This window comes from Pseudoalteromonas sp. MB41, assembly GCF_020966275.1.
GTDB classification, from domain to species: domain Bacteria; phylum Pseudomonadota; class Gammaproteobacteria; order Enterobacterales; family Alteromonadaceae; genus Pseudoalteromonas; species Pseudoalteromonas lipolytica.
This window is the reverse complement of sequence record NZ_JAJJZF010000006.1, coordinates 13,670-33,673: the sequence shown is the minus strand read 5'-3', so window position 1 is coordinate 33,673 and position 20,004 is coordinate 13,670. Positions and strand designations below refer to the sequence as shown.

General features: G+C 43.5%; 21 protein-coding genes. 8 read left to right on the top strand and 13 right to left on the bottom strand.

Going from position 1 to position 20,004, the window contains the following annotated elements:
- Positions 1-12: 12 nt before the first annotated feature.
- Positions 13-1,785 carry an ABC transporter transmembrane domain-containing protein gene (locus tag LPA49_RS08520; RefSeq protein ID WP_230236376.1) on the bottom strand — a complete coding sequence of 591 codons (1,773 nt, stop codon included), beginning with the start codon at positions 1,783-1,785 and terminating at the stop codon, positions 13-15.
- Between the two features lie 78 nt (positions 1,786-1,863).
- On the opposite strand from LPA49_RS08520, the gene LPA49_RS08515 reads away from it, so the two are divergent.
- The 4 genes from LPA49_RS08515 to LPA49_RS08500 are packed head-to-tail and all read left to right on the top strand — an operon-like array spanning position 1,864 to position 3,617.
- Positions 1,864-2,268 (top strand): DUF3224 domain-containing protein, encoded by a 405-nt coding sequence (locus LPA49_RS08515; protein ID WP_036974086.1) that lies wholly within the window; start codon positions 1,864-1,866, stop codon positions 2,266-2,268.
- 1 nt (position 2,269) lies between these two features.
- A complete protein-coding gene (locus tag LPA49_RS08510; protein ID WP_036974085.1) occupies positions 2,270-2,452 on the top strand; it encodes a hypothetical protein in 183 nt (60 codons plus the stop codon).
- A complete protein-coding gene (locus LPA49_RS08505) occupies positions 2,449-3,066 on the top strand; it encodes a LysE family translocator (RefSeq protein WP_036974083.1) in 618 nt (205 codons plus the stop codon). The genes LPA49_RS08510 and LPA49_RS08505 overlap by 4 nt, the downstream gene beginning before the upstream one ends.
- A gap of 11 nt (positions 3,067-3,077) precedes the next feature.
- Positions 3,078-3,617 carry a PH domain-containing protein gene (locus LPA49_RS08500; protein WP_036974075.1) on the top strand — a complete coding sequence of 180 codons (540 nt, stop codon included), beginning with the start codon at positions 3,078-3,080 and terminating at the stop codon, positions 3,615-3,617.
- Here LPA49_RS08500 and LPA49_RS08495 read toward each other — a convergent pair.
- From LPA49_RS08495 to LPA49_RS08485, 3 genes are all read right to left on the bottom strand, one after another.
- On the bottom strand, positions 3,614-5,398 hold the full coding sequence (locus LPA49_RS08495; RefSeq protein WP_036974073.1) for an alkaline phosphatase: 1,785 nt from the start codon (positions 5,396-5,398) through the stop codon (positions 3,614-3,616). The genes LPA49_RS08500 and LPA49_RS08495 overlap by 4 nt on opposite strands.
- Before the next feature lie 62 nt (positions 5,399-5,460).
- A complete protein-coding gene (locus tag LPA49_RS08490) occupies positions 5,461-5,805 on the bottom strand; it encodes a rhodanese-like domain-containing protein (protein WP_036974070.1) in 345 nt (114 codons plus the stop codon).
- 1 nt (position 5,806) lies between these two features.
- Complete coding sequence (locus LPA49_RS08485; RefSeq protein WP_036974067.1) at positions 5,807-5,995, bottom strand: DUF2892 domain-containing protein; 189 nt, start codon at positions 5,993-5,995, stop codon at positions 5,807-5,809.
- A gap of 134 nt (positions 5,996-6,129) precedes the next feature.
- On the opposite strand from LPA49_RS08485, the gene LPA49_RS08480 reads away from it, so the two are divergent.
- Genes LPA49_RS08480 through LPA49_RS08470 form a run of 3 tightly spaced genes read left to right on the top strand, consistent with a single transcriptional unit; the run spans position 6,130 to position 10,777 of the window.
- The gene (locus LPA49_RS08480; RefSeq protein ID WP_036974065.1) at positions 6,130-6,435 is read left to right on the top strand and encodes a metalloregulator ArsR/SmtB family transcription factor; all 306 of its coding nucleotides are present in this window, start codon (positions 6,130-6,132) and stop codon (positions 6,433-6,435) included.
- Positions 6,436-6,438: 3 nt separating this feature from the next.
- Positions 6,439-9,726, top strand: coding sequence for an efflux RND transporter permease subunit (locus LPA49_RS08475; protein ID WP_230236374.1), 3,288 nt, complete (start codon positions 6,439-6,441; stop codon positions 9,724-9,726).
- Positions 9,716-10,777, top strand: coding sequence for an efflux RND transporter periplasmic adaptor subunit (locus tag LPA49_RS08470; RefSeq protein ID WP_074989824.1), 1,062 nt, complete (start codon positions 9,716-9,718; stop codon positions 10,775-10,777). Before LPA49_RS08475 ends, LPA49_RS08470 begins: the two co-directional genes overlap by 11 nt.
- On the opposite strand, the gene LPA49_RS08465 is transcribed toward LPA49_RS08470, so the two are convergent.
- The 7 genes from LPA49_RS08465 to LPA49_RS08435 form a co-directional block, all read right to left on the bottom strand.
- The gene (locus LPA49_RS08465; protein ID WP_074989825.1) at positions 10,770-11,447 is read right to left on the bottom strand and encodes a nitroreductase family protein; all 678 of its coding nucleotides are present in this window, start codon (positions 11,445-11,447) and stop codon (positions 10,770-10,772) included. The genes LPA49_RS08470 and LPA49_RS08465 overlap by 8 nt on opposite strands.
- 37 nt (positions 11,448-11,484) lie before the next feature.
- The gene (locus tag LPA49_RS08460; protein ID WP_036974056.1) at positions 11,485-11,859 is read right to left on the bottom strand and encodes a DUF5329 domain-containing protein; all 375 of its coding nucleotides are present in this window, start codon (positions 11,857-11,859) and stop codon (positions 11,485-11,487) included.
- A complete protein-coding gene (locus tag LPA49_RS08455; RefSeq protein WP_230236372.1) occupies positions 11,856-12,698 on the bottom strand; it encodes an endonuclease/exonuclease/phosphatase family protein in 843 nt (280 codons plus the stop codon). The genes LPA49_RS08460 and LPA49_RS08455 overlap by 4 nt, the downstream gene beginning before the upstream one ends.
- 120 nt (positions 12,699-12,818) lie before the next feature.
- Positions 12,819-14,057, bottom strand: coding sequence for an ABC transporter permease (locus LPA49_RS08450; protein ID WP_036974052.1), 1,239 nt, complete (start codon positions 14,055-14,057; stop codon positions 12,819-12,821).
- Positions 14,050-14,757, bottom strand: coding sequence for an ABC transporter ATP-binding protein (locus tag LPA49_RS08445; protein ID WP_036974050.1), 708 nt, complete (start codon positions 14,755-14,757; stop codon positions 14,050-14,052). The genes LPA49_RS08450 and LPA49_RS08445 overlap by 8 nt, the downstream gene beginning before the upstream one ends.
- Positions 14,757-15,923 (bottom strand): efflux RND transporter periplasmic adaptor subunit, encoded by a 1,167-nt coding sequence (locus LPA49_RS08440; protein WP_230236369.1) that lies wholly within the window; start codon positions 15,921-15,923, stop codon positions 14,757-14,759. The genes LPA49_RS08445 and LPA49_RS08440 overlap by 1 nt, the downstream gene beginning before the upstream one ends.
- Before the next feature lie 47 nt (positions 15,924-15,970).
- Entirely contained in the window at positions 15,971-16,681 is a 711-nt protein-coding gene (locus tag LPA49_RS08435; protein WP_230236367.1) for a YIP1 family protein, read from the bottom strand.
- Positions 16,682-16,850: 169 nt separating this feature from the next.
- Here LPA49_RS08435 and LPA49_RS08430 point away from each other — a divergent pair, with 169 nt between their 5' ends.
- Positions 16,851-17,744 carry an aldo/keto reductase gene (locus LPA49_RS08430; RefSeq protein ID WP_230236365.1) on the top strand — a complete coding sequence of 298 codons (894 nt, stop codon included), beginning with the start codon at positions 16,851-16,853 and terminating at the stop codon, positions 17,742-17,744.
- A 70-nt stretch (positions 17,745-17,814) separates the two neighbouring features.
- Here the strand turns inward: LPA49_RS08430 and LPA49_RS08425 are convergent, their stop codons facing one another.
- Both LPA49_RS08425 and LPA49_RS08420 read right to left on the bottom strand, forming a co-directional pair.
- Positions 17,815-18,492: a TorF family putative porin gene (locus LPA49_RS08425; protein WP_036974042.1), complete on the bottom strand. Its 678-nt coding sequence runs from the start codon at positions 18,490-18,492 to the stop codon at positions 17,815-17,817.
- Between the two features lie 287 nt (positions 18,493-18,779).
- The gene (locus tag LPA49_RS08420; protein WP_199525367.1) at positions 18,780-19,946 is read right to left on the bottom strand and encodes a hypothetical protein; all 1,167 of its coding nucleotides are present in this window, start codon (positions 19,944-19,946) and stop codon (positions 18,780-18,782) included.
- Positions 19,947-20,004: the final 58 nt, after the last annotated feature.

The window sequence follows — 20,004 nt, the reverse complement described above, 5'->3', positions numbered from 1 at the left end:
CCTCCTTGGATATTAATCCCGATTAAATTGCAATTCGCAAAGCTGCTTATACAGTGGGTTACTAGTCAATAGCTGCTGGTGTGTACCTGTCGCTATAATTTCACCCTTGTCCATTACCACGATGACGTCTGCATGTTTTACGGTGGCTAAGCGGTGGGCAATAATAAGTGTTGTTCTGTCTTTCATTAAGTGCTCGAGTGCCGCTTGCACATGAGACTCGCTTTGTGCATCAAGTGCGCTGGTTGCTTCATCGAGTAATAAAATAGCTGGATCCTTTAAAATAGCGCGAGCAAGCACAATCCGCTGCTTTTGCCCACCAGAAAGACGTACCCCTTGTTCACCTAAAAAGCTGTGATAGCCCTGCGGTAGCTGCGTGATAAATTCATCGGCGTGTGCATATTTGGCTGCCGTGTATACCTGCTCGTCACTCGCATGGGGATTGCCATAGCGAATGTTATGCATTACATCGCAGCTAAACAAAATGGGGTTTTGTGCCACCATACCCATTTGTTGGCGTAAACAGTGAAGGGATAATTCTTTAATATTAATGCCAGCTAATGAAATACTCCCTGCGCTCGGATCGTAAAATCGTTGCAATAATTCAAATAATGTTGTTTTGCCTGCACCAGAGGGACCAACAATGGCGACTGTTTGACCCTGTTTTACTTCTAAATTAAGTGTACTAAGTGCTGCTTTATCGGGTCTAGATGGATAGTTAAATGATACATTGTCAAAACGAATAGCAGGATGGTCAGCTTTATTTAATTCGAGCTGATCATCTTTATTGTGTGCGGGGTTTTGAATCATACTTTCAACAGCGAGCAGCTCTAACAGTCTCGCCGCCGCACCTGCTGCGCGTTGTAACTCACCGTACACTTCGGCAACTGTTGCAACCGACATAGCCACCATAATGGCATAGAATACAAAGGCACCTAGCTCGCCGCCCGTCATGGTACCCGCGAGCACATCACTGCCGCCTACCCAAAGCATCACGCTGATGGCACTAAAGGTTAGAAAGATCACTGCAGCAATTAAAAGTGAGCGTTGTTTAATACGACTTTTTGCGACTAAAAATGCTTTATTCGTTTCTTCAGCAAAAGCCGCTTTTTCGCGTGCTTCATGACTAAAACTTTGTACGACCTTAATATTTTGAATAATTTCGCCTGCATAAGTACTGATATCGGCAATGGCATCTTGGCTCGAACTTGCTAGTTTACGCACTTTACGACCAAAAATTAGCATAGGAACTAACACCATAGGTACACAGGCAACGACCACTAAGGTTAGTTTTAAATTAGTAATTAGCAGCATAGCAAGGCCACCCACTAACATTAAGCTGCTACGAAGCGCCATAGAAAATGATGAGCCAATAATCGATTGCAGCAATGTGGTGTCGGTGGTGAGTCGTGACATCAGCTCGCCGCTACGGTTTTCTTCAAAGTAGCTTGGGTGTAACGTTACAATTCGCTCGAAAATCGCGTTACGAATATCATTACTGACTCGTTCACCTATCCACGACATTAAATAAAAACGACAAAATGTGCCGATTGCTAATAGGCTGATAAGGCCAATAAGAACCATCACTGCTTGTTGAAGTTGTTCTTGAGAGCCTGCAATAAAGCCATGATCAATAACAAACTTCACTCCTTGGCCGAGTGACAAGTTAACGCCTGCGGTGAGTAATAATGCCCCAAGGGCTGCAAATACCACCCATTTGTAGGGCTTAATAAACGCTAAAACGGGTAACAGGCTACTGAACGCGGCCTTTTCTTTGTTAATTGTCATGCTAGATTCTTATTTGTGAATAGGGTATAGATATGGTTATCATCGCTTTAAAAATCAACAGTAAAATAAGGGATTAGTATGGAATCAACAGTGATAAGCGGTCAATTTAACGTGAAATTAAACCCAATTGGAGGGTATGCGACAGGTCAAGATGGCGTGAATCTTGGCCGTATGTCGATAGATAAAACGTTTACAGGCGCTCTGGAGGCAACTAGCCAAGGAGAGATGCTGAGCGCAATGACGGCAACCCAAGGCAGTGCAGGATATGTTGCTATTGAACAAGTGGTTGGTAGTCTGAATGGCAAACAAGGTAGCTTTGTATTACAACATTTTGGCACCATGGATAAAGGCACGGACAGGTTAATTTTAGAAGTCGTGCCAGATTCAGGCGCTGGTGAACTGGTGGGGCTTACGGGTAAAATGGCAATCCGCATTGAGGCGGGAATTCATTACTATGATTTTGAGTATGAGTTAACAAGCTAATATGCAAAAAATTATTGAATTTAAAAAGAAACGTTTTCTGGGTGGACTTGATATCACTGCGTTAAATCAGAAAGTGTACGAGTTAGGCCAATCTGGCTGGCAGGTTAAAACAATCACCACAGCCACCGGTTTTTATGGTCAAATAACGGCCGTTTTATTGTTAGTAGAGAATAATGAATTATGACACTCACTGAGTGGTTGAGTTTAGTGTTAATTTGTATCATGGGTGCTATGTCGCCAGGGCCAAGTTTAGCGGTTGTGTTAAAGCATAGCCTTCACGGTGGTATGAAAAACGGCATGCTGGCGGCCGTGAGTCATGGTGTGGGAGTGGGGTTTTATGCGAGCGCCTCTTTGCTTGGATTAGGCGCACTGATGACCAAGTTACCTACACTTTATAATGTACTCGTGTATGGTGGTGCCGCCTACCTTGCTTATTTAGGTATACGTATATTACTGGCAAAACCCAGTTCGCAAGCCGTGAAAGTTGAACAAGCCATACCTAGTCAACGCGCTGCGTTACAAGATGGTTTTGCTATTGCGTTTTTGAACCCCAAACTTGCGGTGTTCTTTTTAGCGCTCTTCTCACAGTTTATTGACCCAGAAAATCTCACGTTACAGGTTGGCTTGATCATGTGCTTAACCGTATTTGTACTGGATACTGGCTGGTATTTGTTGGTTGCCTTACTTACAGAAATATCAAAAAAGCGCTTTGGTTTTACTAAAGCGAATCCACTTTTTGAAAAACTACTCGGCATGATCTTTATCGCACTTGCAGTGCGTGTCGTGATAACACTTTAAAGGAGCCTGTGATGTCAGAGACAAGTATATTGAGCGCCCGCTTTAATCCTAAAGTAAAACAGTATTGGTTATTACTGGGTATGTTTACCTGTGTGATTAGTATGATAGGTATTCCTTTTATCCCTATTGTTGCTCTTATTATTTGGCTGGTGGCAGGGCGTATTCTAGCTGCTATGTCGGCACAGCTATTAACGCGAAAACTGGTCGTTAAACGGGGTGTGTTCTTCAAAGAAGAAAAATCAATACCGCTTGAAAAAATCACTGATGTGGCATTAAGCCAAGGGCCTTTAATGCGCCAGTTTGGTTTGTACCGACTCAGCTTCGAAACGGCTGGGCAATCTGGTCAGGGGGCTTTGGTGTCTTTACTCGGCGTGATTGATGCTGCTGAATTTCGTGAAGCCATCCTAAAGCAAAAGGATGAAATAAGCCAAACAAGCGCTAAGGCTGAGCCACAATCTGAGGATAGCCAGTTAGCGCTTTTGCGTTCACTGACCTATAGCGTAAAAAACATTGAGCAAATGTTAGTTACGCTATTAGATGAAAAGCGTTAAACAGATTGCAACGTTGTGCTGCCAGCTTTTAGCGTAAAGGCTTTTTTGCGATCATTGAGCATGGTGTAACTGGCCGTTTTAATACTGCTTACAAATTGCCATTCTGCATGCGCTTGCTGTTCGGTGAAAGTGACTGTTAAATAACCGCGTTCAACTAGGTTATTATAGGCCAAGTCATTAACCAGTAATGCGATCACTTGTTCCATCTGTGCAACTGTTTCGGCTGATTGGCTGTTGAGTGCCAAATAGTTTTCAAGGCCAGGTGATGATACAGAAGACGTTGCAAACTCAACGCCGGCAGTGAGTGACGCTGCAAACGGATTACTCGCATCGGTAACGAGTTGGCCTGCCCATGCATTGTGAGTGTCGCCAGCGAGGACCACGAGGTTTTTCTCTGCAGTGATTGCCGTGCCAAGTATCACTTCTCTCTCGTAAGCATAACCATCCCATGCATCTAGGTTATAAGGTGCTGTTGTTTCTACCCGTGCTCGTTCTTGTGCTGTCACACTTGGATCCCCCGCTAAAATGCGTCCTTTAATTTGCGCAAGTTCGCTGAATAATACATTGGCTTTTGCAAGTAACTCACTGGGATCATTGCCTCCGGCTTGTGCTATTTGAATTGACATTAACAGTTGCAGTATTTCAAAAGGTAAGTGCATTTTAGTCATTAATACTTGCTGACCCAGTACTTGCCATTGTGTTGTTGCCGTACTTAACCCGTCGGTAAGCCAAGTGAGTTGCTCGTTTCCTAATAGGGCTCTCGATGGTGAACTGATTGCAGCGGCAAAATCGCTTTGTCCTTGTGCACTTGTTAAATCAAAGTCGGCATAGTTTAGTTGTTCATCACGGGCTAAAACACGCGTATCGAGCATGTGCAATGACACTAAATTACCAAATTCAAAACGGCGATAAATTCGTTCTTTATCGGCGACATTGCGTATTGGCATCCATTCAAAATAGGCTTGTAAGGCGTGCAGCTTACGTTCGGTAAAATCGCCTTCTCCTTCGTTATGGTTTTCAGCACCATTTTTCCACGTGTCGTTGGTAATTTCGTGGTCGTCCCACACCGTTATAAATGCGCAATTACCGTGTGCGGCTTGTAAGTCTTTATCTGTACGGTAATGGGCATAGCGTTTGCGGTAATCAGTAAGCGAAATAATTTCTTCACTGTTATCATTGGGCAGTAAGCGTCCAAGTAAGGCTGCATCCTCTGTGGCATAGCCGTTATTACCGTATTCGTAAATGTAATCACCCAAATGCAGTACCGCATCTAAATCGGTTTGCTTAGCTATTTCACCATACACATGGAAAAAGCCTGCGGGGTAGTTGGCACATGACACAACTGCAAATTTTACTTGCTCAATGGTGCCCGTAGGGAGTGTTTTACCTTTCCCAATAGGTGATGTTTTGCCATTACTTATAAAGCGGAAATAATAGGTGGTGTTTGCAGTTAATCCTTGTAGATCAACTTTTAAGGTGAAATCAGTTGCCGCTGTTACGTCGGTCTCGCCATCGTGGCTAATCGTGTCAAAATTAGCATCGGTAGATGCTTGCCACTTGACTTTAATACTGGAGGTTGCGGTATCAAGAGGCGTAACGCGGGTCCAAATTATAAGGCTATCGGCCAGTGGGTCACCACTTGCAACGCCATGGTCAAAACTGACATGGGTGCTGACATCTTCATCGTCGTCTAAAGTGCAGCCCGTTAAGCCTAAAGATAAAACGGCGACCCCAAATCCGGCCGCCGATGCTTTTAAAAAATGTCTTCGTGTAAATGTCATTGCTCTGTACCTGTTAATAGAAAAGTAAGAGCTTATCCGACCAGTGTTACTGTTCTGTGAAGCTAAAAAACGTGGCAGATTTGTTCAGCATTACACGTAATTACTGTGACATTTTCGTAACCTACGCGGGTTAGTGCTTCAGCACTGAGTGTGGCCCGGGCGCTACTTGCACAGTGCAAATAGATTGGCCGAGCAGGGTCTTTTTCAATTTCCATTAGTTTCATTTCAAGCACACCGCGCGGGATATTAATCGCACCTGTTGCGGCTTTTGTGGCATGCTCGGCGGGCTCACGTACATCAATCAATAAACCATGATTTTCGCTTAATTCTTGTTTTGCTTGCTCTGCACTAATGCGGCGCTGATTAGGGGCAACAATTTTCATTAGGTCAGGAATTGGGGTTAGCATACTAATCCTCCATGCCAAGTTTGCGTAATAGGGTGATCATAGGACACCACTTAGTGAATGCCGATTGAATTAAGTTTAGAGCAATAAATACCGTAAACCAAATCCACATAGGATTGTGAAACTGTTGGAGCAACAATGAAATACAGATCATTACACCAGCAATAAGGCGGAGCGCGTCATTTAGTTTCATAATTAAATCTCAATAACAAAGGGTGATGTAATTAATATATTAGAAAAATCTACATTAGTAAATTCTAATATTAGACTTTTCTAATATATCTATCTATACTTTACGGGTATTTAAGAATATAGAGTGGTGTGATTATGAACATCGATTTTGCGGCAATGGCCGACAATGTTGAACAAGCAGAGCAAATATTAAAGATCTTAGCGAATAAAAATCGCTTGATGATTCTATGCTCATTGCAAGAGGGAGAACTGAGTGTCAGTGAGCTTAATGAAGCGGTTCCTCTGGCACAGTCTGCTTTGTCTCAGCATTTAGCTGCACTCAGAAAAGCTGAAATTGTGGCGACTCGTCGTGAAAGCCAAACAATTTACTATCGCGTCGTTGATAAAAGTGTGATGGCTATTTTAGAAACACTTCATGGTTTATTTTGTAAAGGTAGTTAAGGGATGAATGCTATCGATAATGCCGTAAAAAATAGCTTAAGTGGGCGAATTCCAGTCATTATTTTTATAATGGCGATACTGCTTGGTCTCATGGCGCTAAAGCAAACACCACGCGAAGAGGAACCACAAATAGTGGTGCCCATGCTCGATATTTATGTTGCTGCCCCGAATGTTGAAGCCCCAGAAGTCACTCGGTTAGTGACAGAACCATTAGAAAAGCTATTAGCGCAATTAACCGGTGTTGAACACATCTACTCGACGACACACAGTAATAATGCCGTGGTTACATTGCGCTTTGAAGTGGGCCATGATCGCGAAAAAGCGATACTCGATACGTATGCCAAGCTTTACAGTTACCAGCACACTATGGCGTCAGTGATTACATCGTGGCAAATTCGCCCCGTTGAGGTGAATGATGTGCCAATTGTGATGCTTGGGTTGTTCAGCAAAGACCCAAAACTCTATGATGACTACCAGTTAACGCGTTTTGCGAATGAAATTGCCACAAGCTTACAGCGCATTGAAAATACCAGCGAAGTCAAAGTGATAGTAGGTCGAACTCGGCAGCTCACTATCGACCTTGATGCCAGCGCATTAGCGGCACACCAAACCACTTTAAACGACGTATATTATGCCCTCAAGGTGTCTAACCAGCTGGTTAATGTTGGCAGTGTTGTAGATGGTAAACAGCACATTGCTTTGCAAGTGGGGGATGTATTACGTACTCAGTCGGCAATTGAACACCTCGTTGTTAACGTAGTAAATGGTAAAAGTGTATATTTGAATGATGTGGCGACTGTCGCCGATGGCCCCAGCGAAGCCCAAAGTTATCAATGGCTTGCTCAATCAGATACTGAGCAGCAACTGCCATTAGTGACGATTAGTGTTGCCAAGCAAGCAGGCACAAATGCGGTGGCTGTTGCGAATCAAGTGCATGATGTGATGAACCAGCTATCGGTGACATTATTGCCTGATGAAGTTGGCTACACGGTACTGCGTGACTATGGCCGAACTGCCAATGAAAAAGTGAATAACCTCACTTCTAGTTTGGTGTTTGCAGTATTTACAGTGGTTATTTTTGTTGGCGTGTTTTTAGGCTGGCGACCCGCTATTGTGGTCGGTCTTGCGGTGCCTATTTGCTACGGTATTACTTTAACGCTCGACTTCGCATTTGGGTATACCATTAACCGAGTAACCCTGTTTGCACTGATTTTATCTCTGGGCTTACTTGTTGATGATCCTATTACAGGAATCGACAATATCAGTCGTTTTATAACTAAAAAAGGTGATAAAAAACAAAATATTGTTGATGCCATGAGTGAAATTAGAGTGGCTCTATTTATGTCGACTCTAACCATTATGGTGGCATTCTTTCCGCTTGCGTTTATTACTGGCATGATGGGCCCTTACATGGCACCTATGGCATTCAATGTGCCTGTTAGTGTAATGGTTTCAACTATGGTGGCGTTTTTTGTGACGCCATGGCTGGCCATGAAATTACTCAAAGCCCCCGTTGATGACAACATGCAATTAGAGGCCAACCCTCATAGTTTATATGAGCGTATTTTGTCGCCATTACTTGAATCTAAAGGCCGTGCAAAACTAGTACTATGGACCACCTTAGGGTTGTTTATCGCCAGTGCCATGCTGCCAGTAATGCGCGCTGTCCCATTAAAGTTGCTACCGTTTGATAATAAAAACGAACTCCAAGTCTTAGTCGATATGCCAGAAGGCACTAGCCTTGAGCAAACAGCGGCTTTTACTCGAAAAGTACAATCGGTCACTTGGCAATTAAATGAAGTGAGCGAAGCCGCAGCGTATGTCGGTCAGCCATCAAGTATGGACTTTAATGGTATGGTCCGTGGGTATTACCGAAGAGAAGCCGCAAACCTTGCTGAGCTTAGAGTATTACTAGTTGATAAAACCGAGCGCGACCATCAATCTCATGGTGTGGTTATGCGCTTACGTGCTGCATTAGCCCCTCTGGCAACCGAGGGTATTGTGCTAAAAGTGGTTGAAGTACCGCCAGGGCCTCCTGTCCTAAGCACCTTGGTGGCCGAAGTATACAGTGATCCATTTGTTGATACACACACGCACCATCAGGCTGCAGCTGCTGTTGCAAATAGACTTAAACAAGAACCGCATGTAGTCGAAGTTGATACCAGTATGGCTGCTAATGCGCCATTACAACGCTTCATAACAGATAAAACCAAAGCGTCGTTATCGGCTGTTTCAACCCAAGATATCGCACACGCTTTAGCGATTGCCTCGCACGGTGAAAATGTCGGTGTGCTCTATGTTAGTGGAGAAACTAACCCTGTCGCTATTAAATTGCAGCTACCATATCAAGATCGTAACCAATTTGCTCAGTTACTCGCACTGCAAGTTCGTGGCGACAGAGAGCTTGCAAAAACCAGCGATGAGTTTGGGCTGCAAAGTGCGCCACGTCCGCTGGTGGCATTATCTGAGTTAGGGGCATTTAAATATCACGATGTTGCAAAACCGATTATGCGTAAAGATCAGCGAAATGTGGTTTACGTCATGGCTGAACTCAATGGCCGGACACCCGCTGAGGTAATTGCCGATGTTAATGCAGATTTAGCTGTTAGCAGTAATGCGTTCAAGCAAAGTGATTGGCAAAGCAGGCATTTTTTTAGTAATGGTGGCACCGCGTCATGGCAATTACCTGCGGGGACAGAGGTCACTTTCAGTGGTGAAGGTGAATGGCGCATAACCATTGATGTATTCCGTGACATGGGGATTGCGTTTGCGTTTGCATTAACGGCCATTTTTATCATTCTGCGTATTCAAACACACTCTGCCAGTTTGTCACTGATTATTATGTCGGCTATTCCCTTGACAGTCATTGGTATCATGCCGGGTTTTTGGTTATTGAATCAATTTGGTGAGCGCAGTATTGCTGGCGCCCCTGAGCCTGTGCTGTTCACTGCAACGGCCATGATAGGCATGATTGCGCTTGCGGGGATAGTTGTGCGTAACTCACTTATTTTAGTTGAGTTTATTAATCAAGCGCGCGGGCAAGGTATGGCTATTAAAGAAGCACTTATTGCAGCGGGTACTGTGCGTATGCGACCTGTTTTACTGACCGCAGGCACCACTTTATTAGGTAACTTGGTAATCACTTTAGACCCTGTGTTCAGTGGCCTAGCGATTGCGATTATTTTTGGTATTGTGGCATCAACACTGTTCTCATTGTTTGTTGTGCCATTGGTTTATTATTTAGTGTTTGCAAAGGATGCAGCCAAAGAGGAACACGCTCATGCAGGGTAAATCGAAACTTATTGGTTCAATTATCGCGTTAATGGTCATTATTGTTGCGGTACTTTACATGGCTGGCAGCTTTTCTGATAAACAAGCCCCAGGCATAAAAAATCCCGCGGCGAGTGAGTACACAGGTCAGTTACTTACTGTGACATTGGCTGATATTGCACGTGATGAAATTGTGCCAGGGACCGTTATTGCTAAGCAAAATACCCAAATATCATCGCGCGTTATGGCGCAAGTTGAACGTTTAAATGCGCGTGCTGGTGACACTGTGCGCCAAGGTGATGTATTAATTACCTTGCAACAAGACGATTTTAAAGCACAGCTTGCTCAAAGTGACGCACAAATTAATGCTATTAATGCCTCGCTTACCCAAGCTGAAAAGCAGCTCAAGCGAGTTAATGACCTTTTCAAACAAGGTTTAGTGTCAGTCAGTGATTATGATGATGCGAAAGCAAGGTTTGATAATTTAAGCGCAAATCTAGCCATTGCTAAGCAGCAGCAAACTCAAGCGCAAGTGGCATTGAGTTTTACAAAAATTAAAGCGCCTATTTCAGGCGTGGTCGTAGAGCGATTTGCTGAACCGGGTGATACCGCCACTCCGGGCAAACCGTTACTTGCGCTTTATAACCCACAACAATTGCAATTGGCGTTTAATGTCAGAGAACAGCAAGCTATTAAGTTGGCTGTTGGGCAAACATTAACAGTAACGCTTCCAGCATTATCGACATCTATGAGCGCAACGGTAACCGAAATTGTTCCCGTAGCTGATAGCGCAGCCCGCAGTATGGAAATCCGCTTAGAAACGCAGGCTCAAATAGGGTTAATGCCGGGATTGTATGCGCAATTACGTTTACCATTGGTCACTGCCAAAGGCGTATTGATTGACCCAAGCTGGGTGCATCAATATGGTCAATTAAGTATGGTGTATGTGAAAGAAGGCGGTCATATTGTGCGTCGCTACGTACGCTTAGGCGAAATGGTGGGTAATAAGCAGCACATCGTTGCAGGCTTAACCCCTGGTGATGTGCTGGCTGTCGATTTTGAGCTTAAATAAAGGTTGCTATCTCGTCCAGTGGCTTTTTCACTAAGGCATGCTCAGGCAGGGTTGCATCAGCACTCGGGTAGCCTGCGATAAGGAGCATATAAGGGCGTTCGTTATCTTTATCTCGACCACAAACCTCGGTTAAAAAGCTCATTGGTTTTGGCGTATGCGTTAGTGTGGCAAGTCCTGCTCTGTGCAGGGCTTGAATCAAAAAGCCTGTGGCAAGGCCGACAGATTCATGCACATAATAGTTGGTGTTTTTATCATCGGATGTAATACCGCCTTTCTTTTGACTGAATACAGCAATAAGCCAAGGGGCATGCTCAAGGTAGGGTTTACTGGCATCGGTGCCAAGTGGCTTTAGAGCGTTCAGCCATTCTTCGCCAGCACGGCCTTCGTAAAAGGAGCGTTCCAGTTTTTCTGCCGCATCACGAATTTGTTTTTTAACGTCATGACTGTGTATCGCAACAAAGTGCCAAGGTTGATGGTTTGCGCCACTCGGTGCAGTACCTGCGGCTTTAATACAGGTTGCAATTATTTCTTTTGGGACTGGGCGGTCACTAAAACTGCGAATACTGTGTCGTCGCTGACTCACGGCTAAAAATTCTTCTGCACGCTTGAGCATTTCGTCGTGAGGGTATTCAATAAAATCATTGAGTGGCTTATTTTTGTGTTCTTGCATGGCTTTTCGCTTCTTATCTGTTAATGATGTCATCACATTATAGTTGTGTATGCAGGTTTCGGCGGTAGTCTTCTAACTCATTACTTAACCAGTCTTTTGATGTAAGTAACGTGCCATTGCTAAGTCTGACTTTATAGGGCTTACCGCTCCATGAACTTTTACTGGCGAGATTCTCTATAAACTTTTCGGCGGTTTTAGCGTAACGAGTTGCTTTACTGTATTTCATCGCCAAGTGCTCGGCGGCATCTTTACTTGAATGTTCGGTCCCGTTGCGAATAAAAATAGCATCGCTCTGCGCCACAAAGTCTATTAAATGATTAATCTCTTGCTCTGCAGTGTTGGCATAACTTAATTGACTAACAGATAGTAACATCAGGCTCAGTAGCCAATATCCTTTGATCATTACTTTCATCGTGCTTCTTGCTCTATCGTGAGGGTTGCAATTATGGGATTGTGATCTGAACTTTCAAGCTCAGGCACAACCGTTGTTTCTATTTTGACACCACGTACCCACACTTGGTCAAGTGCTAATCCAAATGCTTTGGTGCGTTTATCGTCTAAATAGATGGCTTCATGTAAACCAAGGTTTTTGAGTGTTTGTGTGACGAGTTGTTGTCTTTCATCACTCCAGGTGTTGAGGTCGCCAGCAAATATAATGGGGCCGGTGTGATGGCGCATAATGTCTGCGGCATCATCGAGTTGTTGTTTTAAGTCGCTAATGCCAAAGGTAAAGTTTATAGCGTGTAGGTTAACACTGAGTAATAACTGTTGATTTGGTAAGGCATATTCAACGATATTGGTCGCTTTTGGGCTGCGCAGCCACGGTTCTACATGCGTTAATGTACAGTGTACTGTAGCTGGCCAGCGGCTTAAGGTCATGACACCAGATTGCACGTTACCACTTTTATAGCCTTTGGCAAAACGCCAATAAGGCTTTAGATTGGTAAGGGTTGAGTCTTTAATGGCTTCTTGTAATAAGACAATATCTGCACTTTCATTGAGTGTGTTTAAGTCGTTGAGTAAGCCGTCAATTTGGGCTTTATAAATATTCCAACTGAGCAGTTCAAATTGATATGGCAATATATAGTGTCCCGCATAAGTTTGCAGACGGCTTTGTGCTAATTGTTGCTGGCAGCCAGCTAAATTAGCCGCCGTTTTTGTGATCCCTTGTTGTTCATCAGAAAGTGGCTCACTTGAAAGACTGTGCCAAGATAATAAACTCAAAAACAATAAGTGCAGATACGATGCCATAATGCCCCTAAATTGCTGACCTAACCCTTAGTTGAAGACAACTTAAGTTTAGTTCAAAGTAAGCATGCTAAAAAAGAGATGCTTTTCTGGTACTCAATCACATATAAACACTGCGATGTTTTACTCATAACGCAGCGCATCAATTGGGTTTAAACGCGCAGCCTTAATAGCGGGCGCTAAACCAAACACAATACCAATCAATGAAGTAAAGCCAAACGACAGCATAATCGCCCAACCCGGTATGTAGGCTTCTGGCATGCTCGGCACTAATATTGAAATCAGTGCGGCAGCGCCATAACCAATCGCTAAACCAATTAAGCCGCCAAACAGCGATAGCACGACAGCTTCAACTAGAAATTGCAGCATGATAAAACCAGGTGTTGCCCCTAAGGCTTTTAAGGTGCCGATAACGCGGGTACGTTCCGTTACCGAAACCAGCATGATATTCATCACACCAATTCCACCGACGACTAGGCTTATACCTACAATTCCAGCGGTAATGGCAGTTGCGCTACCTGTAAATTTATCAACATTAGCACGGACTTTTTCCGCGGTCTCAAATTCAAAGTCGTCTTCATCACCGTCTTTTAATTTATGAAGCTGTCTGAGAATTCGACGAATTTTAGCCAACACTTGTGCTTCGTTAGCGTCGTCTTTTAAGCGGAACATCATTTGTACATTCGTATCAACGCTACCTCCTTCGAGGGCACTCATGGTGCTGATCGGAATATTAATATAATCGTCTTGATCAAAGCCAAGTAAGCTCCCTTGCTTTTCAGCAACACCAATAATGCGAAACCACTCACCGCCCAGTTTAATGTACTCGCCAACGGGGTTGTCGGGTAAGTTAAGCTTTTCAATTATCGATGGACCAATAAAAGCAACGCGACGGCGCTTTTCGTCATCTTCTGCGCGAATAAATCGGCCTAATTCAGGGTAGGTACGGTAGGCTCTTTGATAATCTTGTTCGGTGCCCATCACTCGTGACGAGTGGCTTTTGTTGCCATACTCAGCAGCGCCAGAAAATCGCCATGTAAACATTAATGCAGTGAAGGTTTCAGCTTCTTTTATTCGCGCCTTTAAGGTTAAGAAGTCGCTATAAGTTAGCTTGGCTTGCTGTCCCACCATTTCTTTTTCAACACTGGTATAGGGCTTTATATTGGTTACATCTGGAGACATATCAGCGAGTTGGTCATTAATTTGTTTGGTAAAACCCTGCATAACGGCCACCACAGTGACAACCGCAGCGACCCCGATGATGATCCCTAAACAGGTGAGGGCACTGCGCATGGCATTGGCTTTAATTGCCATGAGTGCCGCTTTACTTCCTTCCATTATTGCAATAGCAGATCTAAACATGCAGCCTTGCTCCTTCACCTTTACGAGTGTCGCTCACCACTTTCCCATCGACGAGTCGAATAACGCGTTGACAATGGTCGGCAATATCTTGCTCGTGAGTCACTAAAATAATGGTGTGGCCTTCGTTATGTAATTCATCAAATAGGGCCATGATCTCGGTGGTCGTTTTGCTATCTAAGTTACCGGTTGGCTCATCACCAAGTAGAATGTGTGGCTTGGTTACGAGCGCGCGGGCAATGGCTACACGTTGTCGTTGACCGCCAGATAGCTGGCTAGATAAATGGTTTACTTTATCGCCAAGGCCAACACGCTGTAATGATTCAAGCGCTTTTTTTTTGCGTTCTTTCGCGGAGATAAAACGATAAACGAGCGGCTGCATAACATTTTCCAGTGCGGAAGCGCGGGGTAATAAGTTAAAACTTTGAAATATGAAACCCACGCTTTCATTGCGTTGATGAGCAAGCTCAGTTTCACTCATTTGTTTAACTAACTTATCTTTTAAATAGTAATCACCACTGGTTGGTGTATCTAAACAGCCAAGCAAATTCATTAAGGTTGATTTACCTGAACCCGATGGGCCAATGATGGCAACATACTCATTTTGTGCAATTTCGATATTGATGTCATCCAGGGCTTTGAAAACTTGCTCGCCCATTTTGTACTGTTTATTAATATTAGTCAGTTTGATTACCACAGACATCAGGATGCCCCTTTTACAAGGCTGTCTTTAATTGCCACGGTATCGCCATCTTTTAATGAACTAAGCGGTCTTGCAGGACCAATCACAATGCGCTCACCCACCGTTACACCCTGTGTTATCGCTTGCTCTATATCTGATGAAATTCCCACCTTAACAGGCGATTTAGTGACGGTGTTATCGGCGTTTAGCTTCCATACAAAGTAGGTATCATCTTCTTTTTGAATTGCTTCAATGGGGAGTTTTAAACCATTTTCGGTAATGCTTGTGGCAATTTCAGCTCGGCAACTCATACCAGCATAAAGTTGACGCTCAGTGGCATCAAGCAGCACTTTGACTTTAAACGATAGCCCTTGCGAACCTGGTTGGTTTTTTGCTGAAGTGCCAATGTTTATGACTTTTCCTGTAAAGGGTTGATTAGGGTAGGCTGCGGCATAAATGTCGGCATGTTGATTTAACTTTATGCCAGCAATATCAGTTTCATCAACCCGTAACTCCGCTAAAATTGCACTGGGGTCGGCGACTAGCATTAGGTCTGAACCAATAATGTTTGTCGTACCGGCTATCACGGTTTCACCTTCTTTAATGTTGACCGAAGCGAGTAGCCCACTCATGGGTGCGCGAAACACACTTTTATTTAAACGGTCTTCGGCAATCAGTAACGACGCTTGTGCTTGATGATAGGTTTCACGTTTCGCTTCAATATCAATTTCGGCTAAATCACGCGCGTTTTGTAGGTTTTCATACACTTCTTGGCCTGCAAGCCCGACTTCATAGAGCTCTTTTTGTCGACTTAATTGTCGCTCAATATTTTTCAGGCGTGTTTCGCTGTGTTTAATATCAATCTCGGTTGCACGCAACACCGCTTTGTTTCGCGCCACCTCAGATTCAAATGCAGTGGTATCAAGGCGCATTAAAATATCGCCTTCGGTGACACTTTCACCTTCTTCAACAAATACCTTCGCAACCCGCCCAGTGACTTCTGAGCGTAACTGTACTTGGGTGTTAAATACCAGATTACCAGAGGCCAAAATTGAATCAGCAATACTACCTTGTTCAACGCTTGCTACATGCATTTCAGGCACTTTTTTGCTGTTTGTTATTTGCTTAGATATGAGTAATGCTGCAAATGCCGTGATAGCAAGGCCAATAATGATGGCTTTTTTCATGTTACTTCCTTGTGGGAGTAAGAGCGGCAATGCCGCTCATTTGATAGCTAGATGATTGCAATAACTGTCCAAATACCGTAGATCGCGATACTGGGTAGGGCAGCAAACAGGAGTGCTTTATTAAAGTTGAAGTTAGTCCAACACTTTAAACCGACTGCCGCTATTACAATGCCCCAGATAGAGAAAATGTTTAGGCTTTCAAGCATGGTATAAAAAGGATGACCGACCTCAAGGCCGATGAGCAATTGATTGATTGAGGCATAATTAAAGAGGGTTGGTGAAAGCTGGTTGTTGCTGGCAGTTAAAACGAGGATCAATATCCCCAAGCTTGAAATAACCATTGGCATCATGGTCCACACGCCAAACCCATACCACGCACCGTAGCTATAGTTAGCCTCTGGATCTTGCTTTGATACAAATAGGTAGTAACCCGCCATCAATGCATTAATAACAGCTAAGCCAATAATACCACCAAAGAGCGCAAACCATACCTGCATATCAAGCGTTTGCTCCATGCTTTGACGGATCATTTTTTGCTCAGCAATTGTGGCATCAACACTGGCTGCAGCGACTTGTTGATCGATTAAAAACTGAGGATCTGCTTTGTTATAAAAAGCGAGCATACTTGCCGCGAGCATGCCTGCAAGTAATATGAAAGCAACAAAAGACCAGCCTTTTGCCTCCTTCACTCCATTAAACGCTTTGCTTGGGCTGATAAAAATATCAACTAGTGCTGTCACTGCATTCGACGATTTCATTATTATTCCTTGTTAAGTAACATTTATTTTTAGGTACTAAAATACTCTGATTTATTATTAATTAGAAGTCTGATTTGTAACTATATGTTAACAGTTGTGAATAGGGAAATTGTGTTATTCTTTAAAGAGTAAGATAGGTGTAATAATCAAGATTAAGTAGGTATATATAGTGAATAACAATGTGCGTTGTATTGATGAATTAGTACTGGGATTTTGGCGCTTGCTAGATTGGCAAATATCACCACAGCAATGCTTAAGCTTTTTAGAGCAAGCCATTGAAGTAGGGGTTACACACACTGACCATGCTGATATTTATGGTGAATACGGCTGCGAAGCTGAATTTGGTAAAGCGTTACAATTAAAGCCGAGTATTCGTGATGAAATAAAAATAATCACTAAATGTGGAATTAAACCCGCATTTCCCCGTTTAGGCTTGCAAGGCAAAGCGAATCATTATGACTCGAGTGCAGCCCATATCATCGCATCCGCTCAGCAATCGCTTAAACACTTTAATACCGACCGATTAGATGTGTTATTGATCCATCGCCCTGATTATTTAATGAATGCAGAAGAAGTAGCTGAAGCATTCAATACTTTAAAAGCAAATGGTGATGTTATTGACTTTGGTGTTTCAAACTTCACGCCGTCACAACTCAGCTTACTGCAGTCCCGTTTAGACTTTGATTTAGTCACGAATCAAATAGAGTTTTCGCCTTATGAGATGAAAGCGCTTGATGATGGCAGCTTAGACCAATGCCAATTGCTTGATATCAAACCTATGCTTTGGTCCCCACTAGCGGGCGGGCGTTTATTTTCAAATGACGATGAAAAAGCAGTGCGTTTGCGTGCGGTGTTGGAGCAAGTTGGCAACGAAATTGGAGCCAGCTCTATCGATCAAGTTGTGTATACTTGGTTACTCATGCACCCAAGTTTGCCATCAGTAGTATTGGGTACAGGCAACATTGCCCGGGTTAAATCAGCCGTTGCAGCGAAAGAATTCACAATGAATCGTGAGCAATGGTATCGTATTTGGCAAGGCTCTACAGGCCACAGTGTGCCATAATTTTAAAGTGCGCTTTAACGAGAAAAGGGCCTTTCGGCCCTTCGTGTTGCAGCAAGTAACACATTCTTTTTTAAAGCGTAAAGTCAACTGCGTAAGCGACATACACTTTTACATCAGAGCCATCAATGTCTGTGTCAGACACGCCAAATGTAAAGCCGTCTTTTGACACAGAAACACCGTAGTCAATGATATTATCATCACCAATGAAATCGCCTGAGTAATGACCCAGATGAAGAGCCATTTCTGCACCGGTACTGCCAACTGGGAAGCTATAGTCAGCATTTAAGTATAAAGAATCTCCAAAATCTGTACCGTCACCGCTGGCTGCTGATGTAGCAAGGATTGCAGCACCAAAAGTGAAACTACCCATGCTGATGCTACCGTAGATCTCTGAAAAGTCAGCGTCAGTATAAGATGCTGCATCAGGGTAAGCATAATAAATGTAGCCAACATCGTAGCTAAATGTTTCATTGATATCACCGCCAAAACCTGCATAAAGGTCTAGCTCGTAAGTCATGTCGTCAGCCCAGCTGGCATTCGATACCCAAGTACCTGCGTAAAAGCCAGATTCACTTGCGTAATCAATACCGCCCTGAATTGCAGCATCTCCCCCAGTTTGCTCTTGACCACGCCATAAATAGTTTGAAGTAGCCGCAGCGTTTGCTGTTACTTCTGCATAACTATATGTTGAGCTCAAAGTTAATAGCGCAATGGCGCTTGCTACGACCGTTTTTTTTAGTTTTAGCATGTTTCTCGTATCCTGTTGTTATGTTGATTTGCCCCATTTCAGATTGCAGTCTGGTTATTATTTGAGGACAGTTTTTATGTGTTGTCTGGATACGATGTAGCACTGGTTGTGCCAAGTTAATTCTGAAAGGGATATTTTATGTTTAACTGCTTTAAAAACAGCCTTTTAAGCGTGTTATTTTTTAAAGTTTAGATTTATTTGAATTGTTCATGCGCACACCTGTGGTGCAAAAAATAACCCGGTTGCACAATCGCGAAGCAACCAGGTTTTTCTTGTTTGATAGAGACTTAGCCAAAAATGGCACGCATTAGGCTGATTGTTTCTTCAACGCTACGGCCTTTTTCAACTTCGCTGATGATAGAGTCTCGTTTTGCTTTTATATGCTCGGGGATATCGTCACTTGCAAGCGCGCGGTCTACTAAAATCTCAGCAGACTCTTTGCCGCGACGCACGGTTTTTTTGCCTGCAGAACTGCCCGTGCTCTTCGGTTTGCTAAGCAGTTTAATGTAGTTAGAGTTATCAGCCGTGGTGTTATCGGCATAATAGAAGAAGCACGGTAGTAACGCTTTTATCTCAATAAGTGATTGTTCATGATCATTTGCTGCAGCAGCCATTTTAAACCAAGGCATGCTATGAATTGCAGTAACCACGTCTTGCCAATAACGTTCAAAATCACGGTTGTTTAATTTAGGAACTCCCAACGAAGCACAAAGCGCATCAAGCTTACTATTTGTAATAGGCGTAAATACATCTGGGCGGCGCATTGCTAATAAGCGTGTTGCAGGCGCAAGCGTTGGTTTCTCTTCGCTGCCTGTAAAGGCCATAAAGTAAGCAACCATAAAATGTTGATAGTGTTCTTGTGTCACATCGCCTTCTAGGGGAATGTGCGCTAGGGCTTCGTCAAAAGCCGCAGGCAGGTCGCTCAACATTTGATGGAACCCTTTGGCGCTTTTGGTTGAAGCAAACCATTCAACATCAAAGTTATAGCTACTTGGGTCAAGAGAAGCCGTGTGTTTGCCTGCAAAAGCCAAGCGGTCTTCTGGAATCATTTCTTTTAAAGTTTGTGATTTAATTGTGCCAATGTAGTTTGCTAAACGTAATTGCTCATCAAGCGCAATGAGCTCTTTATGTTGCTCAATAAAGCCAGTAACAACAGGCCAAGGTGCAACGCGCAGCGTTTTCAATTGCAAGAAGCTAATGGCAGAGATCAGTAAGTCGTGAAGTTTTTTTAATGTCGGTAACTGCTTATCTTCTAATAAATCATAGTTAATACGATCGCGGCTTGCACTGAGTAGCTCATAGCACCAACCTAAGAAGTCTTCTGGGTGGTTGTCTACTTTCACGGCCATTAGGTTGAGGCTAAGCTCTGAAGATTGCTTGAGAATATTTTGATAAATTTGACTTTCTTGCTCGCTAAGCGCCATTTTTGACGGTGAAATAAGCAGTTTCTTCATGCCTTGTAGACTCTCCAGTTTGATATATTTTTTAGTCACTTTATTTTAGCTTAAATAA

What these genes read in the sequence shown, in the direction of transcription:
- LPA49_RS08475 (WP_230236374.1), top strand. Translation starts at nt 6,439, where the DNA reads ATGAATGCTATCGATAATGCCGTAAAAAATAGCTTAAGTGGGCGAATT.
- LPA49_RS08425 (WP_036974042.1), bottom strand. Translation starts at nt 18,492, where the DNA reads ATGCTAAAACTAAAAAAAACGGTCGTAGCAAGCGCCATTGCGCTATTA.
- LPA49_RS08470 (WP_074989824.1), top strand. Translation starts at nt 9,716, where the DNA reads ATGCAGGGTAAATCGAAACTTATTGGTTCAATTATCGCGTTAATGGTC.
- LPA49_RS08455 (WP_230236372.1), bottom strand. Translation starts at nt 12,698, where the DNA reads ATGGCATCGTATCTGCACTTATTGTTTTTGAGTTTATTATCTTGGCAC.
- LPA49_RS08420 (WP_199525367.1), bottom strand. Translation starts at nt 19,946, where the DNA reads ATGAAGAAACTGCTTATTTCACCGTCAAAAATGGCGCTTAGCGAGCAA.
- LPA49_RS08495 (WP_036974073.1), bottom strand. Translation starts at nt 5,398, where the DNA reads ATGACATTTACACGAAGACATTTTTTAAAAGCATCGGCGGCCGGATTT.
- LPA49_RS08515 (WP_036974086.1), top strand. Translation starts at nt 1,864, where the DNA reads ATGGAATCAACAGTGATAAGCGGTCAATTTAACGTGAAATTAAACCCA.
- LPA49_RS08510 (WP_036974085.1), top strand. Translation starts at nt 2,270, where the DNA reads ATGCAAAAAATTATTGAATTTAAAAAGAAACGTTTTCTGGGTGGACTT.
- LPA49_RS08505 (WP_036974083.1), top strand. Translation starts at nt 2,449, where the DNA reads ATGACACTCACTGAGTGGTTGAGTTTAGTGTTAATTTGTATCATGGGT.
- LPA49_RS08460 (WP_036974056.1), bottom strand. Translation starts at nt 11,859, where the DNA reads ATGAAAGTAATGATCAAAGGATATTGGCTACTGAGCCTGATGTTACTA.
- LPA49_RS08480 (WP_036974065.1), top strand. Translation starts at nt 6,130, where the DNA reads ATGAACATCGATTTTGCGGCAATGGCCGACAATGTTGAACAAGCAGAG.
- LPA49_RS08440 (WP_230236369.1), bottom strand. Translation starts at nt 15,923, where the DNA reads ATGAAAAAAGCCATCATTATTGGCCTTGCTATCACGGCATTTGCAGCA.
- LPA49_RS08445 (WP_036974050.1), bottom strand. Translation starts at nt 14,757, where the DNA reads ATGTCTGTGGTAATCAAACTGACTAATATTAATAAACAGTACAAAATG.
- LPA49_RS08500 (WP_036974075.1), top strand. Translation starts at nt 3,078, where the DNA reads ATGTCAGAGACAAGTATATTGAGCGCCCGCTTTAATCCTAAAGTAAAA.
- LPA49_RS08465 (WP_074989825.1), bottom strand. Translation starts at nt 11,447, where the DNA reads ATGCAAGAACACAAAAATAAGCCACTCAATGATTTTATTGAATACCCT.
- LPA49_RS08450 (WP_036974052.1), bottom strand. Translation starts at nt 14,057, where the DNA reads ATGTTTAGATCTGCTATTGCAATAATGGAAGGAAGTAAAGCGGCACTC.
- LPA49_RS08485 (WP_036974067.1), bottom strand. Translation starts at nt 5,995, where the DNA reads ATGAAACTAAATGACGCGCTCCGCCTTATTGCTGGTGTAATGATCTGT.
- LPA49_RS08435 (WP_230236367.1), bottom strand. Translation starts at nt 16,681, where the DNA reads ATGAAATCGTCGAATGCAGTGACAGCACTAGTTGATATTTTTATCAGC.
- LPA49_RS08490 (WP_036974070.1), bottom strand. Translation starts at nt 5,805, where the DNA reads ATGCTAACCCCAATTCCTGACCTAATGAAAATTGTTGCCCCTAATCAG.
- LPA49_RS08520 (WP_230236376.1), bottom strand. Translation starts at nt 1,785, where the DNA reads ATGACAATTAACAAAGAAAAGGCCGCGTTCAGTAGCCTGTTACCCGTT.